The organism is Dyella sp. RRB7 (genome assembly GCF_022761115.1).
Lineage (GTDB): Bacteria > Pseudomonadota > Gammaproteobacteria > Xanthomonadales > Rhodanobacteraceae > Dyella.
Genome location: NZ_JAKWJS010000001.1, coordinates 192,596 through 208,430 on the forward strand (window position 1 = coordinate 192,596; position 15,835 = coordinate 208,430).

The following is a 15,835-nucleotide window of genomic DNA, read 5'->3' on the forward strand; positions in this document are numbered from 1 at the left end:
TCAATCGCGCCAACGGCGGCAGGCACGGGCCCGCCGCCGCATCGAACGTCGACGGGCTCAACACCCGTCTGCGCCCTGTTTGGGGTCTTACCAGCTGGCCTTGCGCAGGCCAGGAACGTCGCCACGCATGGTGGCTTCGCGGAGCTTGTTGCGGCCGAGGCCGAACTTCTGATACACGGCGCGCGGACGGCCGGTCAGAGCGCAGCGGGTACGCTGGCGAGACGGGCTCGCGTCACGCGGCAGCTTCTGCAGCTTGGCCTGGGCTTCCATCTTCTCCTCGTAGGAGGCGGTGGGGCTCAGCACGATCGCCTTCAGTTCGGCGCGCTTGGCGGCGTACTTCTTGACGAGCTTGGTCCGCTTGATATCGCGGTTGACCATCGAGGTCTTTGCCATAGGTATCTCTCGCGTCTATCAGTTGCGGAACGGGAAGCTGAAGGCTTCCAGCAGCGCTTTGGCTTCTTCGTCGGTCTTGGCGGTGGTGGTGATGGAGATATCCATGCCACGCATCGCGTCAACGGCGTCGAAGTCGATTTCCGGGAAGATGATCTGTTCCTTGATGCCGAAGTTGTAGTTACCACGGCCATCGAAGGCACGACCCGACACACCACGGAAGTCGCGCGTACGCGGCAGCGAGATGTTGATCAGGCGATCCAGGAATTCCCACATCTGCGCGCGGCGCAGGGTGACCTTGCAGCCGATCGGCCAGCCGTCGCGGATCTTGAACGAGGCGACGGAAACGCGCGCCTTGGTCTGGATCGGCTTCTGGCCGGAGATCTTGGCCATGTCGGCCACGGCGTTCTCGAGCACTTTCTTGTTGCCCGCCGCTTCGCCCACGCCCATGTTCAGCGTGATCTTGGTGATGCGGGGAACCTGCATCACGTTCTGGTAACCGAAGCGCTCGGTGAGCTTCTTCATTACCTGTTCTTTGTAAAACGTTTCAAGGCGCGTCATGACTTATTTCCTCACGCGTCCACGACCTCGCCAGACGAACGGAACACGCGGACCTTGCGCCCATCAGAGAGCGTCTTGGCACCTACGCGTTCACCCTTGTTCGTGGCGGGGTTGAACAGCTGCACATTGGAGATATGGATCGAAGCCTCACGCTCGACGATGCCGCCAGCCTGGTTGGCCTGCGGATTCGGCTTGGTGTGACGCTTGACCAGGTTCACGTTGGAGACGAACACACGGTCGCCATCCACGCGCAGCACGTCGCCGCGCTGACCCTTGTTTTTGCCGGTGATCACGAGGACCTGATCACCCTTGCGGATACGGTTCATGTCTGGCCTCCGCTCAGAGCACTTCGGGCGCGAGCGAGACGATCTTCATGAACTTCTCGCTGCGCAGCTCGCGGGTAACCGGCCCGAAAATACGGGTACCGATCGGCTCGAGCTTATTGTTGAGGAGGACTGCTGCGTTACCGTCGAAACGGATCAGCGAGCCGTCGGGACGGCGCACACCCTTGGCGGTACGAACCACCACGGCGTTGTACACCTCGCCCTTCTTCACCTTGCCGCGGGGAATGGCATCTTTCACGGTGACCTTGATGACGTCACCGATCGCGGCGTAACGGCGCTTGGAGCCGCCGAGCACCTTGATGCACATCAGTTCGCGGGCGCCGCTATTGTCAGCCGCGGAAAGCGTGCTTTGCATCTGGATCATGTCTGCACCCTCCCTTAGACGTTAGCGCGCGTGATGATTTCGACCACGCGGTGATGCTTGGTCTTGGACAGAGGACGGCATTCTGCGATGCGCACGAGGTCACCCTCGTTCGCGCCCAGGTCGTCCTGCGCGTGAAGCTTGGTCGAACGCCGAATGATCTTGCCGATCAGCGGATGCTGTTCCTGGCGCTCGATCAGGACGGTGACCGTCTTGTCCATCTTGTTGCTGATGACGCGGCCCTCGAGGGTGCGCGTCTGCTTTTGGTTGTCGCTCATATCGGCCGTCCCTTACTTCTTGCCGCCGAGCACGAACTTCGTGCGGGCGATGTCGCGCCGAACGCGGCGCAGCTGGTGCGGCTGGTTGAGCTGGCCGGTGCCTTTCTGCATGCGCAGGTTGAACTGCTCCTTGCGCAGCTCCAGCAGGTGCTTGTTCAGCTCTTCGGCCGACTTGGTGGTCAAATCTTTGATGGCCATATCACATCACCGCCCGGGTCACGAATTGGGTCTGGACGGACAGCTTGGCAGCGGCCAGGCGGAAAGCCTCGCGTGCGGTCGTCTCGTCGATGCCCTCGATTTCATAAAGCATGCGGCCCGGCTGGATCGGGGCGACCCAGTATTCGACGCCACCCTTACCTGCACCCATTCGAACTTCGATGGGCTTCTTGGTGATCGGCTTGTCGGGGTACACGCGGATCCAGAGCTTGCCACCACGCTTCACGAAGCGGGTGATGCAACGACGGGCGGCCTCGATCTGGCGTGCGGTGAGCATGCCGTGCGTGGTTGCCTTCAGGCCGTACTCGCCAAAGCTGACGAGGTTGGACGAGAAGGCCAGACCGTCGTTACGGCCCTTGAACTGCTTACGGTATTTGGTTCGCTTGGGTTGCAGCATGGCAACTCTCCTTACTTCGCCGTCCGCTCGCGACGGCCTTCACCGCCCTCGCGACGCGACTCACGACGACCCTCACCACCCTCACGGCGCGGCTGGGACTGCTCTTCCTTCGACTCTTGGTTGATCTGGGACAGATCGAAGATCTCGCCCTTGTAGACCCACACCTTGATGCCGATGATGCCGTAGGTGGTCTTCGCCTCGGCGAAGCCATAGTCGATGTCGGCGCGCAGCGTATGCAGCGGCACGCGACCTTCGCGGCTCCATTCGGAACGGGCAATCTCAGCGCCGTTCAGACGGCCAGAGACATTGATCTTGATACCCAGGGCGCCCAGGCGCATCGCGTTGCCGACCGCACGCTTCATGGCGCGGCGGAACATGATGCGACGCTCCAGCTGCTGCGCGATCGACTCGGCAACCAGCTGCGCGTCCAGCTCGGGCTTGCGCACTTCGCTGACGTTGATGTGCGCCGGAACGCCCATCATGTCGCTGACTTCCTTGCGCAGCTTCTCGATATCCTCACCCTTCTTGCCGATCACCACGCCCGGACGGGCGGTGTGGATCGTCACGCGCGCGGTCTTGGCCGGACGCTCGATGAGAATCTTGGAGATGCCGGCCTGGGCCAGCTTCTTGCGAAGCATCTCGCGGACCTTCAGGTCAGCCGCGAGGTACTTGGCGTAATCGCCCTTGTTGGCGTACCACTTCGAGTTCCAGTCCTTGGCAATGCCGAGGCGGATACCGGTGGGATGAACTTTATGACCCATCGTCTACGTCCTCAGTTAGTTGCCAACGACCACAGTGATGTGGCTCGTGCGCTTCAGGATGCGGGAACCGCGGCCTTTGGCGCGGGCGTACATACGCTTCATCGCCGGACCTTCGTCCACGAAGATGCGCGAGACCTTCAGCTCGTCCACGTCAGCACCGAGGTTGTTCTCGGCGTTGGCGACGGCCGACAGCAGCACCTTGCGAACGAGGTGTGCGGCCTTCTTGTTGGTGAACTGGAGCACGTCGCTGGCTCGGCCCACGGGCATGCCGCGGACCAGGTCAGCTACCAGGCGTGCCTTCTGCGCCGAAATGCGGGCGCTGCGCAGGATCGCTTTGGCTTCAGTGCTCATCACTTGCCCTTCTTGTCGCCGCCATGGCCCTTGAAGGTACGGGTCACCGCGAACTCGCCGAGCTTGTGCCCGACCATGTTCTCGTTGACCAGCACGGGGACATGCTGACGGCCATTGTGGATGGCGATGGTCAGGCCGACCATCTCCGGCAGGATCATCGAACGACGCGACCAGGTCTTGATCGGACGCTTGTTATTGGCGGAAACGGCGGCTTCCACCTTCTTTACGAGGTGCAGGTCGACAAACGGACCTTTCTTTAGAGAGCGCGGCATAATCGTTTCCTATTACTTGCGACGACGCACGATGAACTGCTGGGTGCGCTTGTTATTGCGCGTCTTGTAACCCTTGGTCGGCGTGCCCCACGGGCTGACCGGATGACGGCCGCCGGAGGTACGGCCTTCACCACCGCCGTGCGGATGGTCGACCGGGTTCATCACCACGCCGCGAACGGTCGGGCGGATACCCAGCCAACGCTTGGCGCCGGCCTTGCCCAGCTTCTTCAAGCTGTGCTCGCTGTTGCCCACTTCACCGATGGTGGCGCGGCAGTCGACCGGCACGCGGCGCATTTCGCCGGAGCGCAGGCGCAGCGTGGCGTAACCCGATTCGCGAGCGACCAGCTGCACCGAGGCACCGGCGGAGCGTGCGATCTGCGCACCCTTGCCCGGCTTCATCTCGATGCAGTGAATGGTCGAACCGACCGGAATGGCGCGCAGCGGCAGGCTGTTGCCAGCCTTGATCGGCGCGTCGCTGCCCGACACCAGGCGGTCGCCCGCCTGCACGCCCTTCGGCGCGATGATGTAGCGGCGCTCGCCGTCGGCATAGCACAGCAACGCGATGTGCGCGGTGCGGTTGGGATCGTACTCGATGCGCTCGACGCGGGCGGCAATGCCTTCCTTGTCGCGCTTGAAGTCGATGATGCGGTAACGCTGCTTGTGACCGCCACCCTGGTGGCGAACGGTGATGCGACCGTAGTGGTTGCGACCGCCGTTCTTGGTCTTCGCCTCGGTCAACGCCGCGTACGGCGCGCCCTTGTGAAGGCCCTCGGTGCGGACGCTGACTGCGTCGCGACGGCCGGGGGAGGTCGGCTTATGAGTGATCAGTGCCATCTCAATTCAACTCCTGGCTCAGGCCTTGGCCGACACGTCGATGGTCTGGCCATCAGCGAGGCGGACATAGGCCTTGCGCTTGCCCTGGCGGCTGCCAGTGCGGAAACGGAAGGACTTGACCTTGCCCTTGGCATTGACGAGGTTCACCTGCTCGACCTTGACGTCGAACATCTGTTCCACCGCAGCGCGGACATCGGCCTTGGTTGCCTCGGGGGCGACCACGAATACGTACTGGTTCTTCTCGGCCAGGCGCGCGGCCTTCTCCGAGATATGCGGCGCACGCAGCGTATTCAGAATGCGTTCGTTGCTCATGCCAGCCACTCCTCGATCTTCTTCACCGCATCGACGGTCATGACGATGTGGTCCGAACCGACCAGGCTGACCGGGTTCAGCGCCAGCACGTCCACCACGTGGATGTACGGGATGTTGCGCGCGGCCAGGAAGGTGGCCTCGTTGGCGTCTTCCGACACCAGCAGTACGCGCCCGGAAACCTGCAGCTCGGCCAGCTTGGCGACCATCGCCTTGGTCTTCGGGGTATCGATGCCGAAGCTCTCGACGACCTTCAGGCGATCCTGGCGGATCAGCTCGGAAAGAATCGAACGAAGCGCGACACGGTAAGCCTTGCGGTTGACCTTCTGCTCGAAGCTGCGCGGCTTGGCTGCGAACGTGACACCACCGCCGACAAAGATCGGAGCGCGGTAATCGCCGTGACGGGCGCCGCCGCCCTTCTGCTTCTTGAACTTCTTGGTGGTACCCGACATCTCACCACGCGACAGCTGGGCCTTGGTACCGGCGCGACCGCCGGCCTGGTAGGCCACCACCACCTGGTGGATCAGGGCTTGCTTGAACTCACCGCCGAACACTTCGTCCGACACGTTGAGCGGCTTGGCGCCAATGACATTCAGTTCCATGGCGTTTCTCCTCAACCCTTGGTCGTCGGACGGATGACGACGTCGCCGCCGGTAGCACCCGGCACCGCGCCCTTCACCGCGATCAGATGACGCTCGGCGTCCACCTTGACCACTTCCAGGCCCTGCTGCGTGCGGTTCACCGCACCCATGTGACCCGACATCTTCTTGCCCGGGAACACGCGGCCTGGGGTCTGACGCTGACCGATAGAACCCGGCGCGCGATGCGACAGCGAGTTACCGTGGGTAGCGTCACCCATGGTGAAGTTGTGGCGCTTGATGGTGCCCTGGAAACCCTTACCCTTCGACACGCCGGCCACGTCAACGATCTGACCGACCTGGAACACGTCGTCGGCCTTGATCTCGGCGCCCACGCTGTACTTGCCGAGGTCATCGGCAGACACGCGGAACTCCCACAGACCACGACCCGGCTCGACCTTCGCCTTGGCGTAGTGACCCTTCAGCGGCTGGGTCAGCAGGCTGGCGCGCTTGACGCCCGCCGCGACCTGCACAGCGCTGTAACCATCGTTATCTTCCGTCTTCAGCTGGGTGACGCGATTCGGGGTGGCTTCAATCAGCGTCACCGGAATCGAGCGTCCATCTTCAGTGAAGAGTCGGCTCATGCCGCACTTGCGGCCAACCAGTCCGATACTCATCTTCGTATCCTATCTATCGCTCAACCGAGCTTGATCTGAACGTCAACGCCAGCGGCGAGATCAAGCTTCATGAGCGCGTCCACGGTCTTGTCGTTGGGGTCGACGATGTCCAGCACGCGCTTGTGCGTACGGGTCTCGTACTGGTCGCGGGCATCTTTGTCGACGTGCGGCGACACCAGAATGGTGTAACGCTCGATCTTGGTCGGGAGCGGAATCGGGCCGAGAACCGTAGCGCCGGTGCGCTTGGCCGTCTCGACGATTTCGCTGGCCGAACGGTCGATCAGACGATGATCGAACGCCTTGAGCCGGATGCGAATCTTTTGGTTCGCCATAAACCGTGTCCTGTTATCGAAAGAACAAAAACTGTGAACCGGGCAGGCTTCTCACCTACCCGCACAACCCATTGTCGCTGCGGCACTACAAGCCAATCTCGGCGAGCGACTGCCATGCCGCTTGATTGACCCTAAAAGACTAGGCAGGCCCTAAACGGGCCCGCCCAGACGGAAAAGTATAAAACGCGCGAAATGCCCAGGTCAACAAAGCGTCACGCTTCGCAACCCAAGCCGTTCTTGCGTGTTGGCCATCCCGGCCAGCGAACTCGAAGCACTTCCTGCGCCTCATTTCGCGGTAGTGTCGACCAGCTTCTGGGGCTGACGACTAGCAAGCTGCCAACTATAGCGGTAAACCCGCGCCAAGGAAAGCCTAAAACCTTCTCCCGGCTGAACTTTCCGCACAAGCCCGCCTGGGCGGGCTTGCGGGGCTGGCCTCCACCGTTCCAGTGGAGGCCCGTCGTACTTACTTGATGACCTTGGCCACCACGCCGGCGCCGACGGTGCGGCCGCCTTCGCGGATGGCGAAACGCAGGCCTTCGTCCATCGCGATCGGGTGGATCAGGCTGACCACCATCTTCACGTTGTCGCCCGGCATCACCATTTCCACGCCTTCCGGCAGCGTCACCGCACCGGTCACGTCGGTGGTGCGGAAGTAGAACTGCGGGCGGTAGCCCTTGAAGAACGGGGTATGACGGCCACCCTCGTCCTTCGACAGCACGTACACTTCGGCTTCGAAGTCGGTGTGCGGGGTGATCGTGCCCGGCTTGGCCAGCACCTGGCCACGCTCCACGTCGTCGCGCTTGAGACCGCGCAGCAGCAGACCGGCGTTGTCGCCTGCCTGGCCCTGGTCCAGCAGCTTGCGGAACATTTCCACGCCCGTGACGGTGGTCTTCTGGGTCGGACGGATGCCGACCACTTCGATTTCGTCACCGACCTTGATCACGCCGCGCTCGATACGACCGGTCACCACGGTGCCGCGGCCGGAGATCGAGAACACGTCTTCCACCGGCATCAGGAACGGCTTGTCGATCGCACGCACCGGCTCGGGGATGTAGCTGTCCAGCGCGTCCACCAGGGCCACGATGGCCGGCACGCCGATCTCGCTCTGGTCGCCTTCCAGCGCCTTCAGCGCCGAACCCTTGATGATCGGGGTGTCGTCGCCCGGGAAGTCGTACTTGGAGAGCAGTTCGCGCACTTCCATCTCGACCAGCTCGAGCAGTTCGGCGTCGTCCACCATGTCGGCCTTGTTCAGGAACACGACGATGTACGGCACGCCCACCTGGCGCGACAGCAGGATGTGCTCACGCGTCTGCGGCATCGGGCCGTCAGCGGCCGAGCACACCAGGATCGCGCCGTCCATCTGCGCGGCACCCGTGATCATGTTCTTCACGTAGTCGGCATGGCCCGGGCAGTCCACGTGGGCGTAGTGACGGGTCGGCGATTCGTATTCGACGTGGGCGGTCGAGATCGTGATGCCGCGCGCCTTTTCTTCCGGCGCCGCGTCGATCGCGTCATATGCCTTGAACTCGCCACCGAATCGCTCGGCGCCGACCTTCGTCAGCGCGGCCGTCAGCGTCGTCTTGCCGTGGTCCACGTGACCAATCGTGCCGACGTTGACGTGCGGCTTGGTGCGTTCGAATTTACCCTTTGCCATGACTCTAAACCTCTAGAAAAGAACGGATTAATTAGTGCGGCCATGGGTGGCCGCTTTTTGATCCACGCGATCACGGATGATCGCACTAATTAAATAGAAAGCCTTATCAGGCCTTCTTCATGACCTGCTCGGCGATGTTGTTCGGCGCTTCGGCGTAATGGTCGAATTCCATCGTGAAGGTGGCGCGACCCTGGGTCAGCGAACGAATGGTCGTCGCATAACCGAACATCTCGCCCAGCGGGACCATCGCGTTGATGGTCTTGCCCGACGGCGTGTCGTCCTGGCCCTGGAGCAGGCCGCGACGACGACTCAGATCGCCCATCACGTCACCGACGTAGTCTTCCGGCGTCACCACCTCGACCTTCATGATCGGCTCGAGCAGCACCGGCGATGCCTTGGCAAAGCCCTGCTTGAACGCCATCGAAGCGGCGAGCTTGAACGCCATTTCCGACGAGTCGACGTCGTGATACGAACCGAACACCAGCTTGACCTTCACGCCGACCACCGGGAAGCCAGCCAGCGGACCGCTGGTGATGGTTTCGCGCAGGCCCTTTTCGACGGACGGGATGAATTCCTTCGGAATCACGCCACCGGTGATGTCGTTGATGAACAGGAAGTCATCCTTGACGGCCGGATTCTTGCGGTCTTCCTCGGTCATCGGCGACAGCTCGATCACCACGTGACCGTACTGACCCTTACCGCCCGACTGCTTGGCGTGCTTGTAGTCCGACTTGACGTCCGAGCTGCGGATCGTTTCGCGGTAGGCCACCTGCGGCTTGCCGACGTTGGCCTCGACGTTGAACTCGCGCTTCATGCGGTCCACCAGGATGTCCAGGTGAAGCTCGCCCATGCCCGAGATGATGGTCTGGCCCGATTCTTCGTCCGTGCGGACGCGGAACGACGGATCTTCCGCAGCCAGACGGCCGAGGGCGATACCCATCTTTTCCTGGTCCGACTTGGTCTTCGGCTCCACCGCCATCGAGATCACCGGCTCCGGGAACGTCATGCGCTCCAGGGTGATGATGTGATCCTGCGAGCACAGCGTGTCACCGGTGGTCACGTCCTTCAGGCCGACCGCCGCGGCGATGTCGCCAGCGCGGACTTCCTTCAGTTCATGACGCTCGTTCGCGTGCATCTGCAGGATGCGGCCGATGCGCTCCTTCTTGGACTTGACCGGGTTGTACACCTGGTCGCCGGCGTTGAGCGTGCCCGAGTAGACGCGGAAGAACGTAAGCGAGCCAACGAACGGATCGGTCATGATCTTGAACGCGAGCGCAGAGAACGGCGCCGCGTCGTCGGCCTTGCGGGTGGCTTCCTTCTCGTCCTCGTCCACGCCGGCAACCGGCGGACGGTCGACCGGCGACGGCAGCAGGTTCACCACCGCGTCGAGCATGGCCTGGACGCCCTTGTTCTTGAACGCCGTGCCGCAGAAGACCGGGATGATCTCGCTGGACAGGGTGCGCGTGCGCAAACCGCCGATGATCTCTTCCTCGGAGAGGTCGCCCTCTTCCAGGTACTTGTTCATCAGCTCTTCGGACGCTTCGGCCGCCGACTCCACCATGTAGGAGCGGGCTTCTTCAGCCTTCTCCTTCAGGTTGGCCGGAATGTCCTGGTACTCGAACTTCATGCCCTGGGACTCCATGTCCCAGATGATCGCCTTCATCTTGAGCAGGTCGACCACGCCATCGAAGTTGTCTTCGGCGCCGATCGGCACCTGCATCGGCACCGGGTTGGCACCCAGGCGAGCCTTCAGCTGGTCCACGACCTTGTAGAAGTTCGCGCCAGTGCGGTCCATCTTGTTGACGAACGCGAGGCGCGGCACCTTGTACTTGTTGGCCTGGCGCCAGACGGTTTCCGACTGCGGCTGCACACCACCCACGGCGCAGAGCACGAACACCGCACCATCGAGCACGCGCAGCGAACGCTCCACCTCGATGGTGAAGTCCACGTGGCCTGGGGTGTCGATGATGTTGAAGCGGTGCTCGGGCATGGAGCGATCCATGCCCTTCCAGAACGCCGTCGTTGCCGCCGACGTAATGGTGATGCCGCGCTCCTGCTCCTGCTCCATCCAGTCCATCGTTGCAGCACCATCATGCACCTCGCCAATCTTGTGACTGACGCCGGTGTAGAACAGGATGCGCTCCGTGGTGGTGGTCTTGCCGGCATCGATGTGAGCCATGATGCCGAAGTTGCGGTAGCGCTCGATAGGAGTGGTGCGTGCCACGGTCTTAACCTCTAAAAGTGCTTGCTTTAAGCGAACTACTGCTTACCAGCGGTAATGCGAGAAGGCCTTGTTGGCTTCCGCCATGCGGTGCGTCTCTTCGCGCTTCTTGATCGCGCCACCGCGATTTTCCGAAGCTTCGAGCAGCTCGGCGGCCAGCTTGCGCGGCATCGAGGTCTCGCCACGCTTGCGGGCGGAATCGATGGCCCAGCGCATGGCCAGCGCCATGCGGCGACCCGGACGCACTTCGACCGGCACCTGGTAGGTGGCGCCGCCGACACGACGGGACTTCACCTCGACCGCCGGGGCGATGTTGTTCAGGGCCTTCTCGACGAGCTGGACCGGCTCGGCGTTCTTTTCGCCCAGGTGGGCCAGCGCACCGTAGACGATGCTCTCGGCGACCGACTTCTTGCCGCTCTTCATCACCATGTTGATGAAGCGGGCGATCAGCTGGCTACCGTGCTTGGGATCCGGCAGGATCAGACGGGCGGGATGTGAACCTTTACGCGACATGATTTATTTCCTAGAGATCAGGACTTCGGGCGCTTGGCGCCGTACTTGGAGCGCGACTGGCGGCGCTTGGTGACACCGGCGCAGTCGAGGCTGCCGCGCACCGTGTGGTAACGCACACCCGGGAGATCCTTGACGCGACCGCCGCGGATCAGCACCACCGAGTGCTCCTGCAGGTTGTGACCTTCGCCACCGATGTAGCTGATGACCTCGTAGCCGTTGGTCAGGCGCACCTTGGCAACCTTACGCAGCGCCGAGTTCGGCTTTTTCGGGGTGGTCGTGTACACGCGCGTGCAGACGCCGCGGCGCTGCGGGCTGTTCTGCAAAGCCGGCGAAGCACTCTTGTAGGTCTTCGGGCTACGGGATTTGCGAACCAACTGGTTGACTGTCGTCATCTGAAGCTGTTCCTGAGAAACATAAAGGCAGACCGAACCGGCTCGGTCTGCCAAGAAGCGGGAATTTAACATGGGCAGCTTGTCACAGACAAGCTGACGCCCTGCCGTCCATAGCCCGAACACGAGGCGCCATCCTTGCGCCTCATTTCGTATGTCAGCGAGTAGAGCCCGCGAGGGGCTTACTCCACACCAATGTCGCTACCGGTGGTGGCTTCCGCGAAGGAGGCCGACGAAGCGGAGCCGGAAAGCGTTTCGAGCTCCGAGGCAGTAAGACCGCCCTGGCGATGACGCTGCGCGTGGTACGCCAGACCCGTTCCCGCCGGAATTAGACGGCCGACAATAACATTTTCCTTCAGGCCGCGCAAGGTGTCACGCGTGCCACGCACCGCGGCTTCCGTCAACACTCGGGTCGTCTCCTGGAAGGAGGCGGCCGAAATGAAGGATTCCGTGGCCAGCGAGGCCTTGGTGATGCCCAGCAACACCGACTGGTACTCGGCCGGACGCTCACCGCGGCTGATGGCGCGCTCGTTTTCCGCATTGATGCGGACACGCTCGACCTGCTCGCCGCGCAGGTAGTGGCTGTCGCCCGGATCGGTGATCTCGACCTTGCGCAGCATCTGGCGAATGATCGCTTCGATGTGCTTGTCGTTGATCTTCACGCCCTGCAGACGGTAGACGTCCTGGATTTCCTTGACCAGGTAGGCGGCCAGCGGCTCGACACCCAGCAGGCGCAGGATGTCGTGCGGACTGGGCTCGCCATCCACCACGGTTTCGCCCTTCTCCACGTGCTCGCCTTCGAACACGATGACCTGACGCCACTTGGGAATCAGCTCCTCGTGCTCGTTGCCGTCCACGTCCTTGATGATCAGGCGCTGCTTGCCCTTGGTGTCCTTGCCGAAGCTGATCACACCCGAACGCTCGGCGAGGATCGCCGGTTCCTTCGGCTTGCGGGCTTCGAACAAGTCCGCCACGCGCGGCAGACCGCCGGTGATGTCGCGGGTCTTGGAGGTTTCCTGCGGGATACGGGCGACCACGTCACCCACGCCCACCTGCACGCCGTTCTGGATCGACACGATGGCGCCGGCCGGGAGCATGTACTGCGCCGGCACGTCGGTGCCCGGCAGCTTCAGCTCGCGACCCTTGGCATCTTCCAGGCGCACGATCGGGCGCAGATCCTTGGCGGCCGTACCACGGCGCTTCGGATCGGTCACCACCGCCGACTCCAGGCCGGTCAGTTCATCGGTCTGGCTCTGCACGGTGATGCCATCGATGAAGTCGATGAAGCGCACGGTACCGGCCACTTCCGACACGATCGGGTGGGTATGCGGATCCCAGTTGGCCACGGCCTGGCCGGCCTTGACCGGATCGCCGTCCTTGACCGCGATGGTGGCGCCGTAAGGCACCTTGTAGCGCTCGCGCTCGCGGCCGTTGGCGTCGATGACGCTGACTTCGCCCGAACGCGACACCGCCACCAGGTGACCCTGGTTGTGCTGCACGGTCTTCAGGTTGTTGAACTTCAGCGTGCCGGTGGTCTTCACCGTCACGTTGTCCACGGCAGCCGCACGCGAAGCCGCACCACCGATGTGGAACGTACGCATGGTCAGCTGGGTACCCGGCTCACCGATCGACTGCGCGGCGACCACACCCACGGCCTCGCCCATGTTGACAAGGTGGCCACGGGCCAGATCGCGGCCATAGCACAGGGCGCACACGCCATGGCTGGCGGCGCAGGTGATCGGCGAACGCACTTTGATCGACTGCACGCCGGCCTTGTCGAGCTTCTCGACCAGGGCTTCGTCCAGCAGGGTGTCGCGCGTCACGATCGGCTGGTCGTCATCGCCAGGGCCGTAGACGTCCTCGACCGCCACGCGGCCCAGCACGCGCTCGCGCAACGGCTCGACCACGTCACCGCCTTCGACGATCGGCTGCATGATCACGCCGTCCTCGGTACCGCAATCGGACGAGGTGATCACCACGTCCTGCGCCACGTCGACGAGACGACGGGTGAGGTAACCGGAGTTCGCCGTCTTCAACGCCGTATCCGCCAGGCCCTTACGGGCACCGTGGGTGGAGTTGAAGTACTGCAGCACGTTCAGGCCTTCGCGGAAGTTCGCCTTGATGGGCGTCTCGATGATCGAGCCGTCCGGGCGAGCCATCAGGCCGCGCATGCCGGCCAGCTGGCGAATCTGCGCCACCGAACCACGGGCGCCCGAGTCGGCCATGATGTACAGCGAGTTCATGGACTTCTGGTTGACCGTCTTGCCCTCGGCATCGGTGACCTTCTCGGTACCGATACCGTCGATCATCGCCTTGGCCACGAGCTCGTTGGTGCGCGACCAGATGTCGACCACCTTGTTGTAGCGCTCGCCGGCGGTGACCAGGCCCGACTGGTACTGCTCCTGGATCTCGACCACTTCCTTCTCGGCCTCTTCCAGGATCGGCTTCTTCTCGGCGGGGATGATCATGTCATCGATGCCGATGGAGATGCCGGCGCGGGTAGCGAAGCGGAAGCCGGTGTACATCAGGTGATCCGCGAACACCACGGTGTCCTTCAGACCCAGGCGGCGGTAGCACTGGTTGATCAGGCGCGAGATGTTCTTCTTGGTCAGCTCGGTGTTGGCCAGCGAGAACGGCAGGCCTTCCGGCATGATTTCGAGCAGCAGCGCGCGACCCACGGTGGTATCCACCAGCAGGGTTTCGGTGGTGCGCGTGCCATCCTCGGCCACGTTCACCTGCTTGATGCGCACCTTGACCTTGGCATGCAGCTGCACGGCGCGGTTGTCATAGGCGCGGCGCACTTCGCCGATGCCCGAGAACACCATGCCGTTGCCCTTGGCGTTCACCAGCTCGCGGGTCATGTAGTACAGGCCCAGCACCACGTCCTGGGTCGGCACGATGATCGGCTCGCCGTTGGCGGGCGACAGGATGTTGTTGGTCGCCATCATCAGGGCGCGCGCTTCGAGCTGCGCCTCGATCGACAGCGGCACGTGCACGGCCATCTGGTCACCGTCGAAGTCGGCGTTGAATGCCGTACAGACCAGCGGATGCAGCTGGATGGCCTTGCCTTCGATCAGCTTCGGCTCGAACGCCTGGATGCCCAGACGATGCAGCGTCGGCGCGCGGTTGAGCATCACGGGATGCTCGCGGATCACCTCTTCGAGGATGTCCCACACCTGGCCTTCTTCGCGCTCGACCAGCTTCTTGGCCGCCTTGATGGTGGTGGCTTCGCCGCGGGCCTGCAGCTTGGCGAAGATGAAGGGCTTGAACAGCTCAAGCGCCATCTTCTTGGGCAGGCCGCACTGGTGCAGGCGCAGGGTCGGGCCGACCACGATCACCGAACGACCGGAGTAGTCCACGCGCTTGCCGAGCAGGTTCTGGCGGAAGCGGCCCTGCTTGCCCTTGATCATGTCGGCCAGCGACTTCAGCGCGCGCTTGTTCGTGCCGGTGATGGCACGGCCGCGACGGCCGTTGTCGAGCAGCGCATCGACCGATTCCTGCAGCATGCGCTTCTCGTTGCGCACGATGATGTCGGGCGCATTGAGTTCGAGCAGGCGACGCAGGCGGTTGTTGCGGTTGATGACGCGGCGATACAGGTCATTGAGGTCGGAGGTGGCGAAACGGCCACCGTCCAGCGGCACCAGCGGACGCAGGTCCGGCGGCAGCACCGGCAGCACGGTCAGCACCATCCATTCCGGACGGTTGCCCGACTCCAGGAACGCCTCGATCAGCTTGACGCGCTTGGTGAGGCGCTTGAGCTTGGTCTCGGAGTTGGTCGAAGCGATCTCTTCCTTGAGGCGAATCACTTCGCCCGGCAGGTCGAGCGACTTCAGCAGCTCGTAGACGGCCTCGGCACCCATGCGGGCGTCGAACTCGTCGCCGTGCTCCTCAACCGCTTCGAGGTACTGGTCTTCGCTGAGCAGCTGGCCGCGCTCGAGCGCGGTCAGGCCCGGATCGATCACCACGAAGGCTTCGAAGTACAGGATGCGCTCGATGTCGCGCAGCGTCATGTCCAGCATCAGGCCGATGCGCGAGGGCAGCGACTTGAGGAACCAGATGTGCGCGGTGGGCGACGCCAGCTCGATATGGCCCATGCGCTCGCGACGCACCTTGGCCAGCGTCACTTCCGTGCCGCACTTCTCGCAGACCACGCCACGGTGCTTCATGCGCTTGTACTTGCCGCACAGGCACTCGTAGTCCTTCACCGGACCGAAGATGGCGGCGCAGAACAGGCCGTCACGCTCGGGCTTGAAGGTGCGGTAGTTGATCGTCTCAGGCTTCTTCACCTCGCCATACGACCACGAGCGGATCAGCTCCGGCGATGCCAGGGCGATCTTGATCGCGTCGAAGTCAGGCGCGGTGCGCTGCTGATTGAACAGATTGAGCAAGTCTTTCAT

General features: G+C 63.0%; 20 protein-coding genes. All 20 read right to left on the minus strand.

The window, feature by feature from the left end:
- Positions 1–87: 87 nt before the first annotated feature.
- The 20 genes from rpsN to rpoC all read right to left on the minus strand — a co-directional run bounded on the left by rpsN (position 88) and on the right by rpoC (position 15,835).
- Positions 88–393 (minus strand): 30S ribosomal protein S14, encoded by a 306-nt coding sequence (gene rpsN, locus MJ606_RS00905; RefSeq protein WP_243047494.1) that lies wholly within the window; start codon positions 391–393, stop codon positions 88–90.
- Positions 394–411: 18 nt separating this feature from the next.
- Positions 412–951: a 50S ribosomal protein L5 gene (gene rplE / locus MJ606_RS00910; RefSeq protein WP_243047496.1), complete on the minus strand. Its 540-nt coding sequence runs from the start codon at positions 949–951 to the stop codon at positions 412–414.
- Positions 952–962: 11 nt separating this feature from the next.
- Positions 963–1,277: a 50S ribosomal protein L24 gene (rplX, locus tag MJ606_RS00915; RefSeq protein ID WP_131406557.1), complete on the minus strand. Its 315-nt coding sequence runs from the start codon at positions 1,275–1,277 to the stop codon at positions 963–965.
- Positions 1,278–1,290: 13 nt separating this feature from the next.
- Positions 1,291–1,659 carry a 50S ribosomal protein L14 gene (gene rplN, locus MJ606_RS00920; protein WP_038620422.1) on the minus strand — a complete coding sequence of 123 codons (369 nt, stop codon included), beginning with the start codon at positions 1,657–1,659 and terminating at the stop codon, positions 1,291–1,293.
- Between the two features lie 14 nt (positions 1,660–1,673).
- Positions 1,674–1,934: a 30S ribosomal protein S17 gene (rpsQ, locus tag MJ606_RS00925; protein WP_038620426.1), complete on the minus strand. Its 261-nt coding sequence runs from the start codon at positions 1,932–1,934 to the stop codon at positions 1,674–1,676.
- Between the two features lie 12 nt (positions 1,935–1,946).
- Complete coding sequence (gene rpmC, locus MJ606_RS00930) at positions 1,947–2,132, minus strand: 50S ribosomal protein L29 (RefSeq protein WP_243047497.1); 186 nt, start codon at positions 2,130–2,132, stop codon at positions 1,947–1,949.
- Between the two features lies 1 nt (position 2,133).
- Complete coding sequence (rplP, locus tag MJ606_RS00935; RefSeq protein WP_243047499.1) at positions 2,134–2,547, minus strand: 50S ribosomal protein L16; 414 nt, start codon at positions 2,545–2,547, stop codon at positions 2,134–2,136.
- Positions 2,548–2,558: 11 nt separating this feature from the next.
- Positions 2,559–3,308, minus strand: coding sequence for a 30S ribosomal protein S3 (rpsC, locus tag MJ606_RS00940; RefSeq protein WP_243047501.1), 750 nt, complete (start codon positions 3,306–3,308; stop codon positions 2,559–2,561).
- A 15-nt stretch (positions 3,309–3,323) separates the two neighbouring features.
- On the minus strand, positions 3,324–3,659 hold the full coding sequence (gene rplV / locus MJ606_RS00945; protein WP_128899624.1) for a 50S ribosomal protein L22: 336 nt from the start codon (positions 3,657–3,659) through the stop codon (positions 3,324–3,326).
- Positions 3,659–3,931: a 30S ribosomal protein S19 gene (gene rpsS / locus MJ606_RS00950; RefSeq protein WP_017461870.1), complete on the minus strand. Its 273-nt coding sequence runs from the start codon at positions 3,929–3,931 to the stop codon at positions 3,659–3,661. Before rpsS ends, rplV begins: the two co-directional genes overlap by 1 nt.
- Positions 3,932–3,943: 12 nt before the next feature.
- Positions 3,944–4,765, minus strand: coding sequence for a 50S ribosomal protein L2 (rplB, locus tag MJ606_RS00955; protein WP_131406547.1), 822 nt, complete (start codon positions 4,763–4,765; stop codon positions 3,944–3,946).
- An 18-nt stretch (positions 4,766–4,783) separates the two neighbouring features.
- Positions 4,784–5,077: a 50S ribosomal protein L23 gene (gene rplW / locus MJ606_RS00960; protein ID WP_243047503.1), complete on the minus strand. Its 294-nt coding sequence runs from the start codon at positions 5,075–5,077 to the stop codon at positions 4,784–4,786.
- Complete coding sequence (gene rplD, locus MJ606_RS00965; RefSeq protein ID WP_243047504.1) at positions 5,074–5,676, minus strand: 50S ribosomal protein L4; 603 nt, start codon at positions 5,674–5,676, stop codon at positions 5,074–5,076. The genes rplW and rplD overlap by 4 nt, the downstream gene beginning before the upstream one ends.
- Before the next feature lie 11 nt (positions 5,677–5,687).
- Positions 5,688–6,329, minus strand: coding sequence for a 50S ribosomal protein L3 (gene rplC, locus MJ606_RS00970; protein ID WP_109126895.1), 642 nt, complete (start codon positions 6,327–6,329; stop codon positions 5,688–5,690).
- Between the two features lie 20 nt (positions 6,330–6,349).
- The gene (gene rpsJ / locus MJ606_RS00975; protein WP_014402136.1) at positions 6,350–6,661 is read right to left on the minus strand and encodes a 30S ribosomal protein S10; all 312 of its coding nucleotides are present in this window, start codon (positions 6,659–6,661) and stop codon (positions 6,350–6,352) included.
- A gap of 463 nt (positions 6,662–7,124) precedes the next feature.
- Positions 7,125–8,315, minus strand: coding sequence for an elongation factor Tu (gene tuf, locus MJ606_RS00980; protein ID WP_243047506.1), 1,191 nt, complete (start codon positions 8,313–8,315; stop codon positions 7,125–7,127).
- 106 nt (positions 8,316–8,421) lie between these two features.
- The gene (gene fusA, locus MJ606_RS00985) at positions 8,422–10,539 is read right to left on the minus strand and encodes an elongation factor G (protein ID WP_243047507.1); all 2,118 of its coding nucleotides are present in this window, start codon (positions 10,537–10,539) and stop codon (positions 8,422–8,424) included.
- A gap of 42 nt (positions 10,540–10,581) precedes the next feature.
- Positions 10,582–11,049, minus strand: a complete 468-nt coding sequence (gene rpsG / locus MJ606_RS00990; protein ID WP_102305037.1) for a 30S ribosomal protein S7 — start codon at positions 11,047–11,049, stop codon at positions 10,582–10,584.
- Positions 11,050–11,066: 17 nt separating this feature from the next.
- The gene (gene rpsL, locus MJ606_RS00995) at positions 11,067–11,441 is read right to left on the minus strand and encodes a 30S ribosomal protein S12 (RefSeq protein ID WP_019464011.1); all 375 of its coding nucleotides are present in this window, start codon (positions 11,439–11,441) and stop codon (positions 11,067–11,069) included.
- Positions 11,442–11,620: 179 nt separating this feature from the next.
- Positions 11,621–15,835, minus strand: coding sequence for a DNA-directed RNA polymerase subunit beta' (gene rpoC / locus MJ606_RS01000; protein WP_243047509.1), 4,215 nt, complete (start codon positions 15,833–15,835; stop codon positions 11,621–11,623).